This is a genomic window from Ancalomicrobiaceae bacterium S20 (assembly GCA_040269895.1).
In the GTDB taxonomy this organism is placed as follows: domain Bacteria; phylum Pseudomonadota; class Alphaproteobacteria; order Rhizobiales; family Ancalomicrobiaceae; genus Methyloraptor; species Methyloraptor flagellatus.
Genome location: CP158568.1, coordinates 3,335,514 through 3,354,072, shown reverse-complemented (window position 1 = coordinate 3,354,072; position 18,559 = coordinate 3,335,514). Strand labels below are relative to the sequence as shown.

15 protein-coding genes and 1 pseudogene are annotated in these 18,559 nt (G+C 68.6%); 10 read left to right on the top strand and 6 right to left on the bottom strand.

What is annotated here, in order from left to right; genetic code table 11:
* Positions 1–59: 59 nt before the first annotated feature.
* Positions 60–1,103, bottom strand: a complete 1,044-nt coding sequence (locus tag ABS361_15215; GenBank protein ID XBY43432.1) for an SDR family oxidoreductase — start codon at positions 1,101–1,103, stop codon at positions 60–62.
* On the opposite strand from ABS361_15215, the gene ABS361_15210 reads away from it, so the two are divergent.
* A complete protein-coding gene (locus ABS361_15210; protein XBY43431.1) occupies positions 1,074–1,616 on the top strand; it encodes a MerR family transcriptional regulator in 543 nt (180 codons plus the stop codon). The genes ABS361_15215 and ABS361_15210 overlap by 30 nt on opposite strands.
* A 174-nt stretch (positions 1,617–1,790) precedes the next feature.
* Here ABS361_15210 and ABS361_15205 read toward each other — a convergent pair whose 3' ends face one another.
* Both ABS361_15205 and ABS361_15200 read right to left on the bottom strand, forming a co-directional pair.
* The gene (locus tag ABS361_15205) at positions 1,791–2,558 is read right to left on the bottom strand and encodes a siderophore-interacting protein (protein XBY43430.1); all 768 of its coding nucleotides are present in this window, start codon (positions 2,556–2,558) and stop codon (positions 1,791–1,793) included.
* A 22-nt stretch (positions 2,559–2,580) separates the two neighbouring features.
* Entirely contained in the window at positions 2,581–3,957 is a 1,377-nt protein-coding gene (locus tag ABS361_15200; protein ID XBY43429.1) for an MFS transporter, read from the bottom strand.
* Between the two features lie 261 nt (positions 3,958–4,218).
* Here ABS361_15200 and ABS361_15195 point away from each other — a divergent pair.
* Positions 4,219–5,117 (top strand): annotated as a pseudogene (locus ABS361_15195) (LysR family transcriptional regulator).
* 61 nt (positions 5,118–5,178) lie between these two features.
* Here ABS361_15195 and ABS361_15190 read toward each other — a convergent pair.
* The gene (locus ABS361_15190) at positions 5,179–5,628 is read right to left on the bottom strand and encodes a cupin domain-containing protein (protein ID XBY43428.1); all 450 of its coding nucleotides are present in this window, start codon (positions 5,626–5,628) and stop codon (positions 5,179–5,181) included.
* Between the two features lie 102 nt (positions 5,629–5,730).
* The gene (locus tag ABS361_15185) at positions 5,731–7,230 is read right to left on the bottom strand and encodes an NAD(P)/FAD-dependent oxidoreductase (protein XBY43427.1); all 1,500 of its coding nucleotides are present in this window, start codon (positions 7,228–7,230) and stop codon (positions 5,731–5,733) included.
* A gap of 167 nt (positions 7,231–7,397) precedes the next feature.
* Between ABS361_15185 and ABS361_15180 the strand changes: the two genes are divergently transcribed.
* On the top strand, positions 7,398–8,405 hold the full coding sequence (locus ABS361_15180) for an AraC family transcriptional regulator (GenBank protein XBY43426.1): 1,008 nt from the start codon (positions 7,398–7,400) through the stop codon (positions 8,403–8,405).
* A gap of 28 nt (positions 8,406–8,433) precedes the next feature.
* Here ABS361_15180 and ABS361_15175 read toward each other — a convergent pair whose 3' ends face one another.
* A complete protein-coding gene (locus tag ABS361_15175) occupies positions 8,434–9,426 on the bottom strand; it encodes a LacI family DNA-binding transcriptional regulator (GenBank protein XBY43425.1) in 993 nt (330 codons plus the stop codon).
* A 241-nt stretch (positions 9,427–9,667) separates the two neighbouring features.
* Here ABS361_15175 and ABS361_15170 point away from each other — a divergent pair, with 241 nt between their 5' ends.
* From ABS361_15170 to xylA, 7 genes are all read left to right on the top strand, one after another.
* Positions 9,668–10,762, top strand: a complete 1,095-nt coding sequence (locus ABS361_15170; GenBank protein ID XBY46906.1) for a sugar ABC transporter substrate-binding protein — start codon at positions 9,668–9,670, stop codon at positions 10,760–10,762.
* Between the two features lie 220 nt (positions 10,763–10,982).
* Positions 10,983–12,491, top strand: a complete 1,509-nt coding sequence (locus ABS361_15165) for a sugar ABC transporter ATP-binding protein (GenBank protein ID XBY46905.1) — start codon at positions 10,983–10,985, stop codon at positions 12,489–12,491.
* Positions 12,488–13,498 carry an ABC transporter permease gene (locus tag ABS361_15160; protein XBY43424.1) on the top strand — a complete coding sequence of 337 codons (1,011 nt, stop codon included), beginning with the start codon at positions 12,488–12,490 and terminating at the stop codon, positions 13,496–13,498. Before ABS361_15165 ends, ABS361_15160 begins: the two co-directional genes overlap by 4 nt.
* Complete coding sequence (locus tag ABS361_15155) at positions 13,495–14,478, top strand: ABC transporter permease (GenBank protein XBY43423.1); 984 nt, start codon at positions 13,495–13,497, stop codon at positions 14,476–14,478. The genes ABS361_15160 and ABS361_15155 overlap by 4 nt, the downstream gene beginning before the upstream one ends.
* A gap of 37 nt (positions 14,479–14,515) precedes the next feature.
* Positions 14,516–15,670: a fumarylacetoacetate hydrolase family protein gene (locus ABS361_15150; GenBank protein ID XBY43422.1), complete on the top strand. Its 1,155-nt coding sequence runs from the start codon at positions 14,516–14,518 to the stop codon at positions 15,668–15,670.
* A gap of 196 nt (positions 15,671–15,866) precedes the next feature.
* Entirely contained in the window at positions 15,867–16,910 is a 1,044-nt protein-coding gene (locus tag ABS361_15145; GenBank protein XBY43421.1) for a LacI family DNA-binding transcriptional regulator, read from the top strand.
* A gap of 271 nt (positions 16,911–17,181) precedes the next feature.
* Positions 17,182–18,504 carry a xylose isomerase gene (gene xylA / locus ABS361_15140; protein XBY43420.1) on the top strand — a complete coding sequence of 441 codons (1,323 nt, stop codon included), beginning with the start codon at positions 17,182–17,184 and terminating at the stop codon, positions 18,502–18,504.
* Positions 18,505–18,559: the final 55 nt, after the last annotated feature.

Below are 18,559 nucleotides of genomic sequence, written 5' to 3'. Positions count from 1 at the left end.
GGGCGCGTAGCGCCACGGCATCCTTGCGGCGTCGATCCCGGCCGGCCGGCCTTAATAGCCTAGCCCGGAATCAGCCCCTTGGCGCGGAACCAGGCGACTTCGTCGCGCAGCGTTTCCTCGACGGGGCGGAAGCGCAGTCCGAGTTCGCGTTCGCTCTTGGCAGGGTCGTAGCGGGAGCGGTCGTTCTCGGCGGCGACGGTGCGCGCCATCGCCCAGCTCAGCAGGACCGGCCGTCCCGTCGCGCGGGCATAGACCTCGTAGCCGGCGGCGAGCACGTGCATCAGCCACAGCGGGATACGGCGGCGCGGCGGTTTGGCGCCGGTCGCCTCGGCGATCAGCGGCAGGAGGTCGGCCATGGTCATGTGTCGCCCGGCCGCCAGATAGCGTTCGCCGCGTCGGCCCCTGTCGGCGGCCAGGATCATCGCGCCGGCGACATCGCGGGCATCGACCACCGAGAAGGAGCCCGGCGGTACGCCCGGTAGTCGTTCGAGCGCCACGTCGATGACCGTCTGCCCCGCCGACGTCGGCCCGACGTCGCCCGGCCCGTGCATCCACCCCGGAAGGACCATCACCGCCCAGAACGCCGGATGCGCGTCGAGAAAATCGAGCACCACGCGGTCCGACAGGATCTTGCTGCGATAGTAGTCGTCGGCGTCCCGCTCATCGCGCAACATCGTCTCGTCGATCATCGCGCCGCGGGCGCCGTGCAGCACCGCGACCGAACTGGTGTGGACGAAGCGCCGCACGCCGGCGCGGTGGGCGTGATCGAGAAGAGCCCGCGTACCCGCGACATTGGCCGCGTAGAGCGCGTCCCAATGGCGTCCGCCCTTGTAGGAATCGCGGAAGTAGGCCGCGGTGTGGAACACCGTGTCGACGCCGGCGAGCGACGCCGCGAAGCCGGGCACGTCGAGCATGTCGCCGCGCACCACGTCGACGTCGAGCCCGGCGAACTGGTGCAGCGCCTTGTCGGGCGAGCGCACCAGCGCCCGCACCCGCCATCCGGCCGCGATCAGCGCGCGCACCAGATTGTTGCCGAGAAGCCCCGTCGCCCCCGTCACGAAGGCGAGGCGAGCGTGCTGCGTCCGGTCCGGCTGATCTGTCATGAATGCGGCTCCACAATCGAGGGAGCCTGTCCTATAAGGCTGGACCATGGTCCATGGTCAAGGGATCTGCCGATGCTGATCGGAGAATTCGCCGAGCGGGCCGGGCTCAGCCAGGACACGGTGCGCTTTTACGTGCGCAAGGGCCTTCTGCGGCCGCAAACCGGGGCGCGGGGCGGGCGCAATCCGTACCAGATCTTTAGCGAGCGCGATGTCTCCATCGCCATGATGATCCGCTTCGCGCAGTCGCTCGGCATGCCGCTGAAAGAGATCGCCGAGATCGCGAGCGAGCTGCTCGACGACGGGCTGTCGGCCGAACGCGAGATCGAGATCATCGATCTGCAGGTTTCGCGGCTCGAGCAGAAGGCGGCCGACCTCGCGGCGCTGCTCGGCTATCTGCGGGTGAAGCGTGACTGGATGGCGCGAGGCAAGCCGGATGCCGAGCCGCGTTTCGCCGAGGCCGCGCCCTGTCTGGCCGCGATCACGGCGCCGCCCTCCGGGGACGGCCGGCGCTGATCGCGAGCGGACCGCGTCCCGATCCGCGCCGGCAGGTGGCCGGGCCAACGGATCGCCCGATGATTCCGGAACCCGCCCTCCGGCAGAGCGCGCACCGATCGTCGGCATCTGGGTTCGCCGCAGAGGGGCGTGGCAAGCGAGGGGCGTGGCAAGCGAGGGGCCGGCCGCCGGCCGTCACTGATCCCCCTCGCTGTCACGAAAGTCGGTTTCGCCCTTCTTCCAGTAGCCGGACATGGAGATCCGGCTCCGCGGCAGGGCGCGATCGTTCTGGAAATGGCGACGAACGGCCCGGACGGTCGCCGCCTCGGCGGCGAACCAGACCGCACTCCTCTCCGCGGAGGTCTCGGCCCGCATCATCGCCTCGGCGAGCGCGGTCGCCGTGCCGGCCTCGGCGCCGTTGCGGGAGAGCCAGGTCAGGTGGACATCGGCCTTCGACCGGATGACCTGGACGTCGCCGTCGTCGGGGATCTCCACGAAGGCCTCGACCGACAGGCCGGGCGGCAGCGCTTCGAGGATCGAGCCGATGGCCGGCAGGGCCGTCTCGTCGCCGCCGATCAGCAGATGGGAGACGTCCGGGTCGCGCTGGAAGCCGGCACGTGGACCGGCAATCTGGACGACGTCGCCCGGATTGGCCGCCGCCGCCCAGGTCGAACAAGGACCCTCGCCGTGCAGGACGAAGTCGACGTCGATCTCGCAGAGGTCTTCGCGGAAGTGGCGGATGGTGTAGGCGCGGCCGCTCGGCTTGTCGCTCTCCGAAGTCGGCACGAAGACCTTGACCCACTGCGCCGGACGGCGGACGGGAAAATCCATCAGGGCGGTCGAGGCGAGCGTGAGGCGCCGCATGTGCGAACTGACCTCGAAGGCCCTGCGCACCTCGGCGACGCGAAGGCGGCGTTCGGGAGGGATCGGACGCGCGGCGCCCGGTGACACGTGTCGTTGCATGGGAAACATCCTTGGCTGCCGGTCAGGCGTGGCGCCGACGCGGACGCAGCGTGGTGAGGGACAGGAGGAAGGCCGCCGCCGCCATCGCCGCCGCGATGCGGAAGGCGAAGCGCATGCCGTCCGTGACCATCTCGGGCGTGCTGGTCGCGGTGTCTCCCGCGACGCTGGCGAACAGCGCGCCCATCAGCGAGGCGCCGGTGATCAGGCCGAGATTGCGGGCGAGCGCCAGCAGGCCAGAGACGAGGCCGCGCTGTTCGGGCCGGGCATCGGCCATGACGGCGGTGTTGTTCGGCGTCTGGAAGAAGGCGAGGCCGACGCTGATGAACAGGATGGCGACGATATAGGTCGCGACGCCGCCGTCATGCGACACCCAGGACATCACGAAGGCGCCGACCGTGAACAGTGCCAGACCGATGACCATGGCGAGCTTGGCGCCGATCCGGTCGGCGACCGTGCCCGCCGGCACGCCCATGATCGCGGCGGCGAGCGGGCCGACCGTCATGACGAGGCCGACCATACGGGTGTCGAGGCCGAGCGCCTTCGACAGATAGAACGGCCCGAGCACCAGCGTCGCCATCATCACCGCATAGACCAGCACGCTCATCGCCATGCTGGAGGAGAGCAGTGCATTGCCGAACATGGAGAGTTTCAGGAGCGGCGCGCGCGCCTTGACCTGAACGGCGAGGAACAGGACGAGGCCGACCACGGCGCCGAGCCCGAGCTGAAGCACGAGCGGCGAACCGAAGCCCTGCTTGCCCGAGAAGGTCATCGCGAGCGAATAGGCACCGAGGGTCAGCGCCAGCAGGATCGTGCCGAGCCAGTCGAAGTGCCCCGCCGGGACCGGGTGTTTCGGCGCGTCGACGGCATTCGGCAGGTAGCGGCCGACCAGCAGGAAGGCGAGCAGGCCGAACGGCAGATTGACCCAGAACACGGCCTGCCAACCGAAGGCGGCCAGGGCCAGCGAGCCGAGCGAAGGGCCGAGCGCGATGCCGAACGAGACCATGGTCGACAGCACGCCCATGGCGAAGCCGGTGCGCGCCTTCGGGAAGACCTCGCCGACGAAGGCGAAGGACAGCGCCATCAGGATCGCGCCGCCGAGGCCCTGGGCCGCGCGGCCGGCGATCAGGAGCGGCAGATTGCCCGAAAGTGCGCAGAGCACCGAAGCCGCCATGAAGACGGCGAGACCCCAGAGGTAGAGCCGCTTCTTGCCGAGCTGGTCGCCGAAGCGGCCGACGCCGACGATCAGCGCGGTGACGACGAGCAGATAGCTCACCACCACCCATTGGACCGAGCCGAAGTCGACGCCGAGATCGTTCACCAGCGTCGGCAGGGCGACATTGATGATGTTGGTGCCGAGTTGCGACAGCAGGATGGCGAGCGACAGGCCGGTCAGCACCATGCCCGCGTGGATCGGGCGGTGATGGGGAGCCGCGGCATGCACGGCCCCGTGCGCCGCAGGGTGGGACTGAGAAGCCGGAGGAGGAGAGGGATGATTCATCGGAAGCCCTATCGAAAGTGCCCCCGTTCGGGAGCGGGGAGGTTCGCCTTTCGATAGCGGCCGGCACATTTTGCATATAGTGCAATGTTTCTATTATATAGTTGCGTCAGGTGCACTGATAAGGACGTGCCCATGCCCACCGCCGCCTCGGCCAGACGCCTCGTGCCGCCGCTCGACATGAACCTCCTGGTGACACTCGACGCGTTGCTGTCGGAGGGCAGCGTCGTCGGTGCCGCACAGCGGCTGAACCTCTCGCCGCCGGCGATGAGCCGTCAGCTCGCCCGCATCCGGCATCTGATCGGCGATCCGGTCCTGGTGCGCGCCGGCCGCGGGCTGGTGCCGACGCCGCGTGCGGAGGCACTCCGCGAGCGGTTGCGCCGTCTCGTCATGGAAGCCGAGGCCCTGGTGCGGGGGAGGGCGAGCTCGATCTCGCCCAACTGGAACGGACCTTCGTCATCCGCGCCAACGACGGCTTCGTCGGCACCTTCGGAGCCGGACTGGCGTCGCTGGCCGCGCGACAGGCGCCGCGGGTCCGGCTGCGTTTCGCGCATCCGGACAAGGAGGACGTCGAAGCCTTGCGCGAGGGCCGGATCGACGCCGATGTCGGCGTCATCGGGGCGATGGGGCCGGAGATCCGCTTGCAGGCCCTGTTTCACGACCGCTTCGTGGGCGTCGCGCGGGCGGACCATCCTCTGGCCGCCGCAGCCGTGACGCCGGAGCGCTTCGCGTCGTTTCCGCATGTCTCGGTGTCGCGGCGCGGGCGCTTCGCCGGGCCGATCGACGATGCGCTTGCCGTGGCGGGCCTCACGCGCTTCGTCGCCATCGCGGTCGCCAATTTCGCCGATGCGCTGGCGATCGTCCGTACGTCCGATCATATTGCGGCGGTGCCGGCCCGACTGACCGAACCGGCACGGGCCGGTCTATACAGTTTCGAATTGCCGGTGAAGACCGACGCGCTGGCCATCTCGCTCGCCTGGCACCCGCGCCTCGACGCCGACCCTGCCCATCGCTGGCTGCGCGCCCTCATGCGCGAGACCTGCGCCGCATCGCCGAGTTTCTAACGCCGAAAAGCCGGAACGCGGCAGCGGCCCGGCTTCGGTGTCTCGCAGTCGCGGCGGCCGCTCAGGCGTTGGCGTCGGGCGGCAGGAAGTCGACGTCGTGCAGGGCCGAGACGCGCACCACCTCGGCGACGTCGGTCAGATCGTGCAGCGCCACGAACAGATCCTCGAGCTTGCCGGCCGGCGAGACCCAGAACAGCGCGCGCGCCGGCTTGTCCGACTTGTTGAAATAGCCGTGCGGGATGCCCTTCGGCATGCGCACGAGGTCGCCCGCCTTGGCCTTGGTCCAGACGCCGTCGAGCTTCAGGTCGAGCTCGCCCTCCTGCACCAAGATGAACTCGTCCTGGGTCGGATGGATGTGCACCGGCACGAACTGGCCGGGGTCGCTGTTGGTCTCGAAGGCGAAGGTCGAGTCGCAGGTGGCCTTCGGGAAATAGACTTGGCCGAGGATGTTCCAGGTTGTGCCGGCAAAGCCCTCGCCGTTGCGGGTAATGCCCTTCTCCAGTTCACTCATGTCGTCCTCCTCCGCATGGCCCACCTCGGGCCTTGTCGTGTTTCCAAGTTCCGCGTCGGCTGATGCGTGCGGTGCACCGCCGCCTTCGATGTCTTCGCGCCGCTATTGCGCCACGTATTGCGGCGTCGACGCAAGGAAGCGTCCGTAGGCGTCGGCGTTGGGATAGGAGAGATACTCCGCGAGCGGGTTCGCGCGCTTGCGCACGGTGGCGCCCATGTCGGCGAGCAGCTCGTCGAAATGCTTGAAATGAAACGGCGCCGAGCACAGGCCGCCGTAGATCTGCGCGGCCGGGCGCTCGTGCCGCTTCCAGTGCAGCATCCGCTCGATGTCGGCGTTCATCTCCGCCGCGCTCGGCTGCCGCGCCAGCATGCCGTCGGCATAGCGCACCAGCCAGTTGGCGATCATCTCCGCCGATAGGATCGTGCAGAAGCTCGAATTGAACCCGACGAAGCCCATGTCGGGCAGGTCGGGGTTCACGGCGAGCCGGTAGACGCGATACTGGCCGTCCGGCTCGATCAGCTTCGCCTTGTGGGCGTCGGCGAGGTAGGGCACGCCGAGCTTCCAGCCGACCGCCAGCACCGCGAGATCGCAGCCGACCGTCTCGCCGGTGGTGAGCTTGATGCCGCCCGGCTCGTAGCGCTCGAACGTGCCACGGATCGGCCGAACCTTGCCGGTCTTGAAACTCTCGAACAGGCCCGGCGTGACGATCGGCACCGAGCAGGAGACGTCCTTCTCGATCGGCACATCCGGAACCATGTTCCATTTCTTGAGCCCGAGCTGCAGCTTGAGCAGCGTTTCGAGCCCGCGGAAATTCGCCCAGACGAGCGGCTTGGTCAGCGCCGCGACGAGCTTCTGCGCGCGCGTGCGACCCCACGAATTGAACTGCATCTCCTGCGCGCGGGTGTAGAGCAGGCGCTTGAAGTTGATGCCGCCGACAAAATAGGGCACCCGCCACATGTTCTCGCGATAGACCATGGTGACGGCGGCCGCGCCGTTCTTCGCCGCGTTGACGGCGATGTCGGTCGCCGATTTCGACGCCCCGAGCACGACCACGCGCCGGCCGCGCGCCATGGCGGGGTCGGTGTATTCGGACGAGTGGATCACCCGGCCGCCATTCGCGACGAAGGCGTCCTGGCCGGGGTGCGAGATGATGTTCTTGTCGGAGAACTGGCCGGTGCAGACCGCGACGAAGTCGAAATCCTCGGTCCGGGTCTCGCTGCCGCTCTCGCCGCGCGTCTCGACCGTGAGCGTCCAGCCGGGCTTGCCGTCGGCGCGGCGATCCATCGAGACGATGTTGGTGTCGAGCCGGAACAGCCGCGCGAGCCCGTGCTTGGCCGCGTAGGCGTGCAGATAGGCGTGGACCTGCGGCCCCTTCGGCCATTCCGGATAGTCGTCCGGCATAGCGAGATCGGTGTAGCGGTAGAGGTCCTTCGGCGACTGCGTCTGCACGTCCGGATAGGACCGCGACGGTTCCCAGACGCCGCCGAGATCATGCGTCCGCTCGAAGCCGACCACGATATGCCCGCGTTCGGCGAAAGCCTTGGCCGCCGCCAGGCCGCTCACCCCGCCGCCGATGACGGCGACCGTCTTGCGCTTCACCATCTCCGCCTCCTCAAGGCCGCTGCAACGGGTGCAGTCTAGGAGCGGACACGCGGTTTCCCTTATCCGGAAAGCGAAAAATTCGAAGCTTAAAATATCCGCTTGCCGTCCGGCGAAGCCGGCGTACCATTTTGGCCGGCGACGGTCGGTTGGATCATGGGCAGGGGATCATGGCCCGTTGGCTGGTGGACGGTGAACCGCTCTCCGCGCACAGGCTGTTCCTGTCGCGCGATCTCGACGAGGCGCGCGCCTTCGTCGGGCGCACCTTCTGTCCGCATCGCTTGCATCTGGCCAGCGCTCGCGATCGGCTCGATACGCTGCACAATCACGCCGCCGGCCGATCTCTTTCGCTCAACTACCTGCGCTATGGCGCGGCGGTGTCGATCGATCCGGGCGAACTGGGGCGCTTCTACCTGGTCCAGATCGTGCTCCGCGGCGCGGCCGAGGTGCGCAACGGCCGGCGTGAGGTCATGGTGGGCGAGGGCGCGGCGACCATTCTCAATCCGACGCTCGCGACGCGCATGACGTGGTCGGCCGACTGCGCCAAGCTGCTGATCCAGATCGATCGCGCCGCGCTGCATCGTATCGCCGAGGCCGCGAGCGGCCACGAACTCGCCTATCCGATCGTGTTCGAGCCGGAACTGGCGCTCGACCGGGCGCCGATGCGGCGTTGGGCGCAGGCGGCTGCGGCCTGCTTCGCCGCCGCCGATGCCGGCCGCGCCTTCGGGCGGACCGGCGATCCCTGCCAGATGCTGCTGGAAGAAGACCTGATCGCCGGTCTCGTCGCTGCCCAGCCGAGCAACATCAGCCCTCTCGTCGCGGATCGGCGCCACGGGCCGAGCTCGCGGCAGGTCAAGCGCGCGCAGGCCTACATGCACGCCAATCTCGCCGAGCCGATCAGCATCGCCGATGTCGCGGACGTCGCCGGCTGTTCGCTCCGGTCCCTGCAGATCGGCTTCAAGCAGCATTTCGGCTGCTCGCCGCTGCAATATCTGCAAGGCCAGCGCCTGCGCATGGCGCGCTATGCGCTCGAGAGTGCCGCGAGCGGCACGACCGTCGGCGATGTCGCCCATGCGGTCGGCTATGGCCATCTCGGCCGCTTCTCGCGCGACTACAAGGCGGCCTTCGGCACCCTGCCGAGCGCGACGCGCAGCGCGGCGCTGGGCGGTGTTGCCTGATCGGGCGCGTGATACGCGAGAGGTCTCGTCAGCCGCTTTCCCGAGCGACGATCTCGAAGCCGAGATCGATCTGCGCCGGCTTCAGCGCGGTGCCGCCGAGAATGGCGTCGACCAGCTTTTCCGCCACCACCCGGCCGGTCTCGTAGCGCCGCGTCGCCACCGTCGTCAGCGACGGCGACAGGCAGGCGGCGAATTCCAGATCGTGGAAGCCGACCACGGCGACATCGTCCGGCACGCGGATCTGCCGTTTCCGGCACTCCTGCAGCACGCCGAGCGCGACGTTGTCGTCGATGCAGAAGATCGCCTCGGGCAAGGCCGCATCTTCGAGCAACCGGGACAGCAGCGCCGAGCCGAGGCGGACCGAGCTGAGGCCGGTGATCTGCACGATCGTCTCGTCGAGCCCGGCCTCGGCCATCGCCTGCCGGTAACCGGCCTGGCGCGCCATCGCCCGGTCGTCGAGCTGGCCGAGGAAGAAGGCGATGCGCCGCCGCCCGCCCGCGATCAGCCGCCGCGTCGCCTCCGCGGCGGCGCTCTGCTGCGAGAAACCGACGTTGAGCCCGAGCGGCCGGTCGGTGAGTTCGAGGGTCTCGACCACCGGCATGTGCGAGCGCGCCAGCAGCCGGCGCGCGAGCGCGGTGTGATGGATGCCGGCGACCACGATCGCCTCGGCGCGCTGGCCGATCAGCGTCTTGACCGCGGCTTCTTCCTCGTCCTGCGAGTATCGGCTGTTGACGACCACCACCTGCAACCCGGCCGGGACGAGTATCTCGTGCAGGCCGAGCAGGTAATCGGCGAAGATCACATTGTAGAGCGTCGGCACGATCACGCCGACCATGTGGGTGCGCGAGGAGGCGAGGCGGCTGGCGGCCAGGTCCGGCACGTAGCCGAGCTTCTGCACGGCCGCCATGACGCGTTTCCGCTTCTCCTCCGAGACCTGATCCGGATGCCGTAACACGCGCGATACTGTGATCGCGCTGACGTTTGCAACGCGTGCCACGTCGTTGAGAGTAACTCTTGGCATCGGAGCTGATCCTTTACGAAAAAGGCTAAGGATCCGCCAGGAGCTTGTCAATTCGAACATTGATGACAGCGCTTTCATGGCCGCTTGACAGCGCTGTCATTCGAGTCCTAGCATCCAATCGTCGGAAGATTGGAGAGTCCAGCACCGACGATCATCGCAAACGGGACGAGAAGATCCCGCGGTGAGTCCAGGGAGGAACGAGATGTTCGAGCGGAAATGGAACAGGGGCGCCGTGCGCCTGATGCTGGCCGGCGCGGCGGTTCTCGCGGTCGGCGGAAGTGCCATGGCGGCCCCGAAGGTCGTCTCCGGGCCGGCGAGCGACGCCAAGTGCATGGTCCCCTGGGCCGGCGACACCAAGTTCTTCCAGTTCCCGAAGAAGAACGGCCCCTATCGCATCGCGCTCGCCAACGGCTACATCGCCAACACCTGGCGCATCCAGATGGTCCAGACCGCCAAGGCCTATGCGGCCCAGCCGGAGGTCAAGGCCAAGCTGAAGGAATTCAAGGTCGTCTCGACCGGCGAGGACGTGCCGGCGCAGATCTCGGCGATCAACAACTTCATCGATTCCGGTTACGACGCGATCGTCGTCAACGCGCAGAACCCGACCGCCTTCGGTCCGGTGATCAAGCGCGCCAAGGATGCCGGCGTCGTGCTGGTCGCCTTCGACAACACGCTGAACACCACCGACGCGATCAACGTCAACGTCGACCAGAAGGGCCTCGGCGTCCTGTGGGCGAAGTGGCTCGCCGACCATCTGCCGAACGGCGGCAAGATCCTCGAAGTGCGTGGCGTCGCCGGTACTTCGGTCGATACCGACCGCCACAACGGCGTCGCCGAGACGCTGAAGGCGACCGGCAAGCCGTTCAAGGTCACCGAAGTGGTCGGCAAGTGGGACGACGGCGTCGCCCAGAAGGCGACCGCCGACGCGCTGACCACCAACGGCCCGTTCGACGGCATCACCGCGCAGGGCGGCGACACCGGCGTCGTCCGCGCCCTGATGGACGCCAAGCACAAGTTCGTGCCCTTCGGCGGCGAGACCGAGAACGGCTTCCGCAAGCTCTGCGCCGCGAACGCCGGCGACGGCCTCAAGTGCATCTCCGCCGGTACGGGCCCGGCGCAGGTCGCGGTCGCGATCAAGGTCGCCATCGCCGCGCTCGAGGGCGAGGTGGTGCCGCAGGCGATCAAGCTGCCGACCGCCGTCGTCGCCGATCCGAACTTCAAGAAGGACGCCGACTACTATCCCGACCAGTCGGACAACTTCTTCGTCGGCAACGCCTTCCCGACCTGCGGCATCAACTTCACCGCCCAGGAGATCATGAGCCAGACCAAGGACTGAGGTTCGGCTGAAGGCAGGGCTCCGCGCCGATGCGGGGCTCTGCGGCTTCTTCGATCGATGCGCGGGAACTCGGGTCCGCGCTTCGGCCGGAGGCGTCGCGGCCTGCGGGCTGCGGCGTCGTCTCGGCGACGAGGCTCCTGGTATCGAGTCCTCGGCGTGTTGATTTCTCGGCGACGGTCCGGAGTGGCAGGCAGTGCAGCAGTCCGACACGATCTTCCGCATGGAGAAGGTCTCCAAGCGCTATGGCGGCGTCGTCGCGCTGCATGAGGCGGATCTCGCCATCCGCGCCGGGGCCATCCACGCAGTGCTCGGCGAGAACGGCGCCGGCAAGTCGACGCTGATGAAGGTCATGTCCGGCGTCGTCACGCCGAACGAGGGCCGCATGCTGCTCGACGGCCACGAGGTGACGTTCCCGGGGCCGACCGCCGCCAATCGCGCCGGCATCGTCTGCGTGTTCCAGGAACTGTCGCTGATCCCGGACCTGTCGGTCGCCGAGAACATCCTCGTCTCCAATCCGCCGCGCCGCTTCGGCCTGATCGACCGCCGCGCCCAGCGCCGGATCGCCGGCGAGGCGCTGGCGCGCGCCGGCGCGCCGGACATCCACCCCGACATGCTGGTCCGCGACCTGCCGCTGTCCCGGCGCCAGATGGTCGAGATCGCCAAGGCGCTGGCGCGCGAGCCGCGCATCCTGATCCTCGACGAGGCGACCTCGGCGCTGACCAAGGCCGACGTCCGTACCGTGTTCGAGGTGCTGAAGCGCCTGCGCGCCGAGGGCATGGCGCTGCTCTACATCTCCCATCGCATGGACGAGATCGACGAACTCGCCGACGAGTGCACGGTGTTCCGCAACGGCCGCAACATCCAGTCCTTCGCGACCGGCACGCGCTCGCGCCAGGACATGATCGAGATGATGATCGGTCGCGAGTATCGCCACGCCTTCCCGCCCAAGGTCGACCCGCCGCCCCAGGTCGCCCCCGTGCTGAGCTGCCGGGGCCTGACCTGGGGCCGGTCGCTCGACAAGGTCGATCTCGACCTGCGCCCCGGCGAGATCGTCGGTATCGGCGGGCTCGACGGCCAGGGCCAGCGCGAACTGCTGCTCGCGCTGTTCGGCGTGCTCCGCAACTGGTCCGGCTCGATCACGGTCGGCGGCGCGGCGCGGCGGCTGGCGAGCCCGCGCGACGCCAAGGCGTCGGAGGTCGGCATGGCGCTGATCCCTGAGGATCGCAAGACCGAGGGCCTGCTCCTGCCGATGACGGTCGGCGAGAACCTGACGCTGGCCGGCCTCGGCCGCATCTCCGCCTTCGGCGTCGTCGACCGCGCGGCCGAACGCGCCGCGATCGACGCGCTGACCGCCAAGCTCCAGATCAAGACCGCCTCGCCAGACATTCCGGTCGGCGCGCTGTCGGGCGGCAACCAGCAGAAGGTCGTCATCGCCAAGTGGCTGATGACCGAGCCGCGCATCATCCTGCTCAACGATCCGACCCGAGGCATCGACGTCGGCACCAAGCAGGAGATCTATCGCCTGCTCCGCCGCCTCGCCGACGAGGGCGCGGCGATCCTCTACTATTCGACCGACTACGACGAGCTGATCGGCTGCTGCAACCGCGTGCTGGTCATGTACGACGGCCGCGTCACCGCCGAACTGACCGGCGACCGGATCACCGAACACAATCTGATCGCGAGCGCGCTCGACGTCGGCGACGCGACCACCGAGCGGGTGGCGTCATGACCGATCGGACCTTCGCCACGCCGGATCGCGCCGCCTGGCGCTTCGCCTTCCAGCGCCACCGCGGCACGCTCGCGGCGATCGGCCTCGCGGTCGCGCTGTTCGTGCTCTATCTCGCCAACCACCCGGCCGGCTTCTCGCTCAATGTCGTGCAGACGGCGGCGAACAAGTCGACGCTGCTCGCCTTCGTCGCCGCGGCGCAGGCGCTGGTGGTGATCACCGGCGGCATCGATCTCTCGGCCGGCATGATCCTGGTCTTCTCGAACTGCCTCGCCTCCTGGCTGGTCGTCGGCGGCGTGGTGCCGGCGCTCGGCGGCGCCGGCCTCGTGCTCCTCGCCTCGCTCGGCTGCGGGCTGATCAACGGCCTGCTCGTGGTCGTCGGACGGCTGCAGCCGATCGTCGCCACCATCGCGACCAGCGCCTGCTATTACGGCCTCGCGCTGCTGCTCCGGCCGTTTCCGGGCGGCGGCGTCGATGAGGATCTCGCCGACGCGGTGACCTCGAAGATCGGCGACGTGTTTCCGGCGAGCCTCGTTTTTCTCGCGGTGGTGATCGCGCTCGTCTGGGTGCCGTTCAGCCGCTCGCTTTATGGCCGCGCGGCCTATGCGATCGGCTCGGCCGAGAGCGCGGCCTACATGTCCGGCCTGCCGCTGCAACGCGCCAAGCTCGCGACCTACGCGCTCTCGGGCCTCCTGTCCGGCGTTGCCGGTCTCTATCTGACCTTCTTCTCCTACACGGGCGAGGCGGCCTACGCCTCGGGCAGCGCCTACACGCTCTATTCGATCGCCGCGGTCGTGCTCGGCGGTGTCTCGCTCGCCGGCGGCCGCGGCAGCGTCGTCGGCGCGGTGTTCGGCGCGATCGCGTTCCGGACCGTCGGCGATCTCCTGTTCGTCTTCGATCTCGACCCGCTCTGGCAGCCGCTGTTCCAGGGCCTCGTGCTGCTCGCCGCCGTCAGCCTCGGCGCGATCCCGTTGATCAGCGTGCGCAATCGCCTGGAGTGGTTCCCGTGACGCCCGCCTCCACCCCCGCTCCCGCCGCCGGCCGGCCGCCGCTCAGCCGTCGGATCGATCCGGCGATCGCGACCGCCTACGGCTGCATCGTCGCGATGATCCTGATCGGCGCGCTCTACTCGCCGAACTTCCTCGCGCCCGCCTATCTGCTGCAGCAGCTCAAGGTGGCGGCGTTCCTCGGCGTGATCGCCTCGGGCATGATGCTGGTGATCCTGATCGGCCATATCGACTTGTCGGTGCCCTGGGTGCTGACGACCGGCGCCATGATGGCCTCGGCCATGTCGTCCTACGGGCCGGTCGGCGCCGCCTTCGCGATCCCCGCCGGGCTCCTCTGCGGCGCCGCCTTCGGGCTCCTCAACGGCTTCATCGTCGGCTACATGCGCGTGCCCTCGATGATCGTCACCATGGCGGTCAACGCGGTGGCGCAGGGGCTGATGGTCGCCTACACGGGCGGCTTCGCGCCGCAGGATTCGGCCTCGCCGCTGATGCGCTGGCTCGCCACCGGCACGCTGATCCCCAATGTCGCCAACGGCGTGCTGGTCTGGGCGCTGGTCGGCCTCGCGACGCTGTTCCTGCTCGGCCGCACCACCTTCGGCCGCGCGCTCTACGCGATCGGCAATCGCGAGCGCGCCGCCTATCTGTCGGGTCTGCCGACCCGGCGCGTGACGCTGCTCGCCTTCGTTGCTTCGGGCACGCTCAGCGCGCTCGGCGGCATCCTGCTCGCCGGCTATGCCGCCAAGGCCTCGCAGTCGATGGGCGATGCCTACCTGCTGCCGTCGATCGCCGCGGTGGTGCTGGGCGGCACGCATGTGCTCGGCGGCAAGGGCTCGTATTTCGGCACCATCGCCGGCGTGATCCTGGTGACGCTCTTGCAGTCGATCCTCTCGGTCATGCAGATCGAGGAAGCCGGGCGGCAATTGATCTACGGCGGCGTCATCGTCGCGATGCTGCTGCTCTATGGCCGGCAGTCCGGCCGTTGACGGTCCGGCTCGGCACAGCGAACAGGGGAGGGGCCGGGTGACCACGGCGCATGTTCCAGGCGAAGGTATTTTGATCGGCCGCGGGCTCGTCCCCGGCCACACTCATCCGCGCATCCTGACGGTGCGCGCCGGCGCCGTCTTCGACATCACGGCCAAGGGCGCCGCCACCGTGCGCGACATCGCCGAGATGGCGGATCCGGCGGCGCATGTCCGTGCCGCGCCGGGCACGTCGATCGGCAGCGTCGAGGCATTGCTCGAAAACAGCCGCGCCACGGCGCCCGATCCGCGGCTGCCTCGGCTCCTGTCGCCGATCGATCTCCAGGCGGTAAAGGCCGCCGGCGTCACCTTCGTCGCCTCGCTGCTCGAACGCGTGATCGAGGAGGGCGCGCGCGGCGATCGGAGCAAGGCCGAGGCGCTCCGGGCCGAGGTCACCGCGCTGATCGGCTCGGACCTGTCGAAGATCGAGCCGGGGTCGCCGAAGGCGATGGAGCTCAAGGCGACGCTGATCGCCAAGGGCATCTGGAGCCAGTATCTCGAGGTCGGCATCGGCCCGGATGCCGAGATCTTCACCAAGGCGCAGCCGATGTCCTCGGTCGGCTACGGCGCCGATGTCGGCCTGCATCCGATCTCACAGTGGAACAACCCGGAGCCGGAGATCGCGCTGGTGATCTCGAGCCGCGGCGTCATCGTCGGCGCGACGCTCGCCAATGACGTGAACCTGCGCGACGTCGAGGGGCGCTCGGCTCTGCTGCTCGGCAAGGCCAAGGACAACAACGCCTCCGCCGCGGTCGGACCGTTCGTGCGCCTGGTCGACGGCGACTTCGGCCTCGCCGATGTGGAACGCGCGGAACTCACGCTGCGTATCACCGGCGAGGACGGCTTCGTGCTCGACGGTGCCTCGAACATGGCGATGATCTCGCGCAAGCCGGCGGCGCTCGCCGCCGCCGCGATCGGTCCGCATCACCAGTATCCGGATGGCCTGATCCTGATGCTCGGCACCATGTTTGCCCCGACACTCGACCGCGACGGGCCGGGCAAGGGCTTCACCCACAAGATGGGCGACGTCGTCGAGATCTCGACCCCGGCGCTCGGCATGCTGATGAACCGGGTTCGGCTGTCGACCGAATGTTCGCCCTGGACCTACGGCACGAGCCACCTCATGCGCGATCTGGCGGCGGCGGACCTGCTCTAGGCCGTCGGTCGCGGACGGTTTCGAGGCGCCTTCGGAGCATCGGCTCCGGAGGCGCTTCCGTGCGTCCGTGCCGGCACGGGGGCATGAAATCTCCCGATGTTTCAATATGTTCTTTGAACGCGAAAGAATCGCGATGGTACGCTGGATGCCTCAAAATGAGTTGCGTACCTCATCCTGATGTGCCACGAATTTCAGCATGAAGGACGCGCTCTCCCAGACCTCGATGACCCTCCGCGACATTGCCCGCGAAGCCGGCGTCAGCCTCGCGACGGTCGATCGCGTGCTGCATGGCCGGCCGGGTGTCCGGCCGGATACGGTGCGCCGGGTCAAGGAGGCGATCGAGCGCCACGCGTTCCGGCCGCATGCCGCGGCAGCCGAGCTGGCGCGCGGCCGCGCGCGCCGCTTCGCCTTTGTGATGCCGGCCGGTCCCAACCTGTTCATGCAGCAGATCCAGGCCCAGCTCGGCGAGATGGCGAGCTGGCTCTCGGCGCGTCGCCTGTCGGTCGAGACCATCACCACCGACGTGTTCAGCCCGGAAATCCTGGCCTCGACGCTCGAACGCCTGCACGGCGCCTTCGACGGCGTCGCGGTGGTCGCGCTCGACCACCCGGCGGTGCGGGCCGCGCTCGACGACCTGGTCGACGCCGGCGCCAAGGTGGTCACGCTGGTCTCCGACGTGCCGACGGCCCGGCGTCACCACTATGTCGGCATCGACAACATCGCCGCCGGCCGCACCGCCGGCGCGCTGGTCGGCCGTCTGGTCGGCACGCGGCCGGGCAAGATCGCCATCGTCGCCGGCTCGCAGAATCTGCGCGACCATGCCGAGCGCATTTTCGGCTTCACCCAGGTGCTGAGCGCGGAGTTCGGCGGCCTCGAGATCCTGCCCGTTGTCGAAGGTCGCGACGAGGACGAGCGCTCCGAGCACCTCACCATGAGGTTGCTCGACGCTCATCCTGACGTGGTCGGCCTCTATAATGTCGGCGCGGGCACTGCCGGTGTCGCCAAGGCGCTGACCGATGCCGGTCGCGATGGGCGGATCGTTTTCGTCGGCCATGACGTGACTGCGGTCACGCGCCGTCTGCTGCTGCGCGGCGTCATGGACGCGGTCATTTCGCAGAACCCCGGTCACGAGGCCCGCGCCGCCGTCCGCGTGCTGCGCGCACTGACCCGCGGCGAGCCGATCCTCAGCGAGCAGGAGAAGATCCGTATCGACATCGTGATGCGGGACAACCTGCCCTGAGCCGGACCCGGCGGTGCACCGACGCACCGGCCGGACAAAAGACTTCTCGCCCGCCTCGAAGGGCGGGCGCATCGGAATGGGAACCACGGTCGGACGATCGAAAGCGACAGAGATCGCGAGGATCCGACCGGGTTCGAGAGGGAGGACAGACGATGCATCTCGGACCGGATGGCGCCTCATCCGCCGCGCCGATCGCGCACGCCATGACCGAGGCCGCATCGCGGCGTCTCCCTCGGCCGTCCTGCATCGTCGTTGCTGAGGAGCCGACCCCGTGAACGCACCCGCCCGCTTCTTCGAAACCGCCGCGCCGATCGCCTATGGCGGCCCGAACGCGCCGAGCCCGCTCGGCTTCCGCTGGTACGACAAGGACCGCGTGGTCCTCGGCAAGCGCCTCGAGGATCACCTGCGCTTTGCGGTCTGCTACTGGCATTCGTTCTGCTGGCCGGGCGGCGATCCGTTCGGCGGCGAGACCTTCCTGCGCCCCTGGCACCACGGCGACGACGCGCTGGCGCTCGCCAAAGCCAAGGCCGACGTCGCCTTCGAACTGTTCCGGCTGCTCGACGTGCCGTTCTTCACCTTCCACGACGTCGATGCGGCCCCCGAGGGCCGATCGCTCAAGGAATCCGTCGCCAACCTCAACGCCATCGCCGATGTGTTCGAGAAGAAGATAGAGACCGCGCGCGTCCGTCTCCTGTGGGGCACGGCGAACCTGTTCTCCAACCGCCGCTACATGGCGGGCGCGGCGACCAACCCGGACCCGGACGTGTTCGCCTATGCCGCCGGGCAGGTCCGCGCCGCGCTCGAGGTCACGCATCGGCTCGGCGGTCGGAACTATGTGCTGTGGGGCGGCCGCGAGGGCTACGAGACCCTGCTCAACACCGACATGAAGCGCGAGCTCGACCAGCTCGGCCGCTTCGTCTCGATGGTGGTCGAGCACAAGCACAAGATCGGCTTCGACGGCCCGATCCTGATCGAGCCGAAGCCGAAGGAACCGACCAAGCACCAATACGATTTCGATGTCGCGACCTGTTACGGCTTTCTCGAGCGCTACGGCCTGACCAAGGACGTGAAGCTCAACCTCGAGCAGAACCACGCGATCCTCGCCGGTCACTCGTTCCAGCACGAGATCGCGCTCGCCCAGGCGCTCGGCGTGTTCGGCTCGCTCGACATCAACCGCGGCGACGAACTGCTCGGCTGGGACACCGACCAGTTCGCGATGAACGCGCCCGAGCTGGCGCTCGCCTTCCACGAGATTCTGAAGGGCGGCGGCTTCACGACTGGCGGCCTCAACTTCGACGCCAAGATCCGCCGCCAGTCGATCGACCCCGACGACCTGATCCACGCCCATGTCGGCTCGATGGACGCCTGCGCGCGCGCCTTCCTCGCCGCCGCCGGGATGATCGAAGCGGATGCGCTGACCGGGCCGGTCGCCGAGCGCTACGCCGGTTGGGACGGGCCAGAGGGCCGCGCGATCCTCGCCGGAGAACGTACCCTCGCCGATCTCGCCGACCGGGCGCTCGAAACCGGCCTCGATCCGTGCCCGCGCTCCGGACGCCAGGAGTTCCTGGAGAGCGTGGTCAACCGCTTCGTCTGAGCCGCGCGGGGCCGGGCGAGTGCCCGGTCTCCCGCGCGCCTCGACCGATGACCGG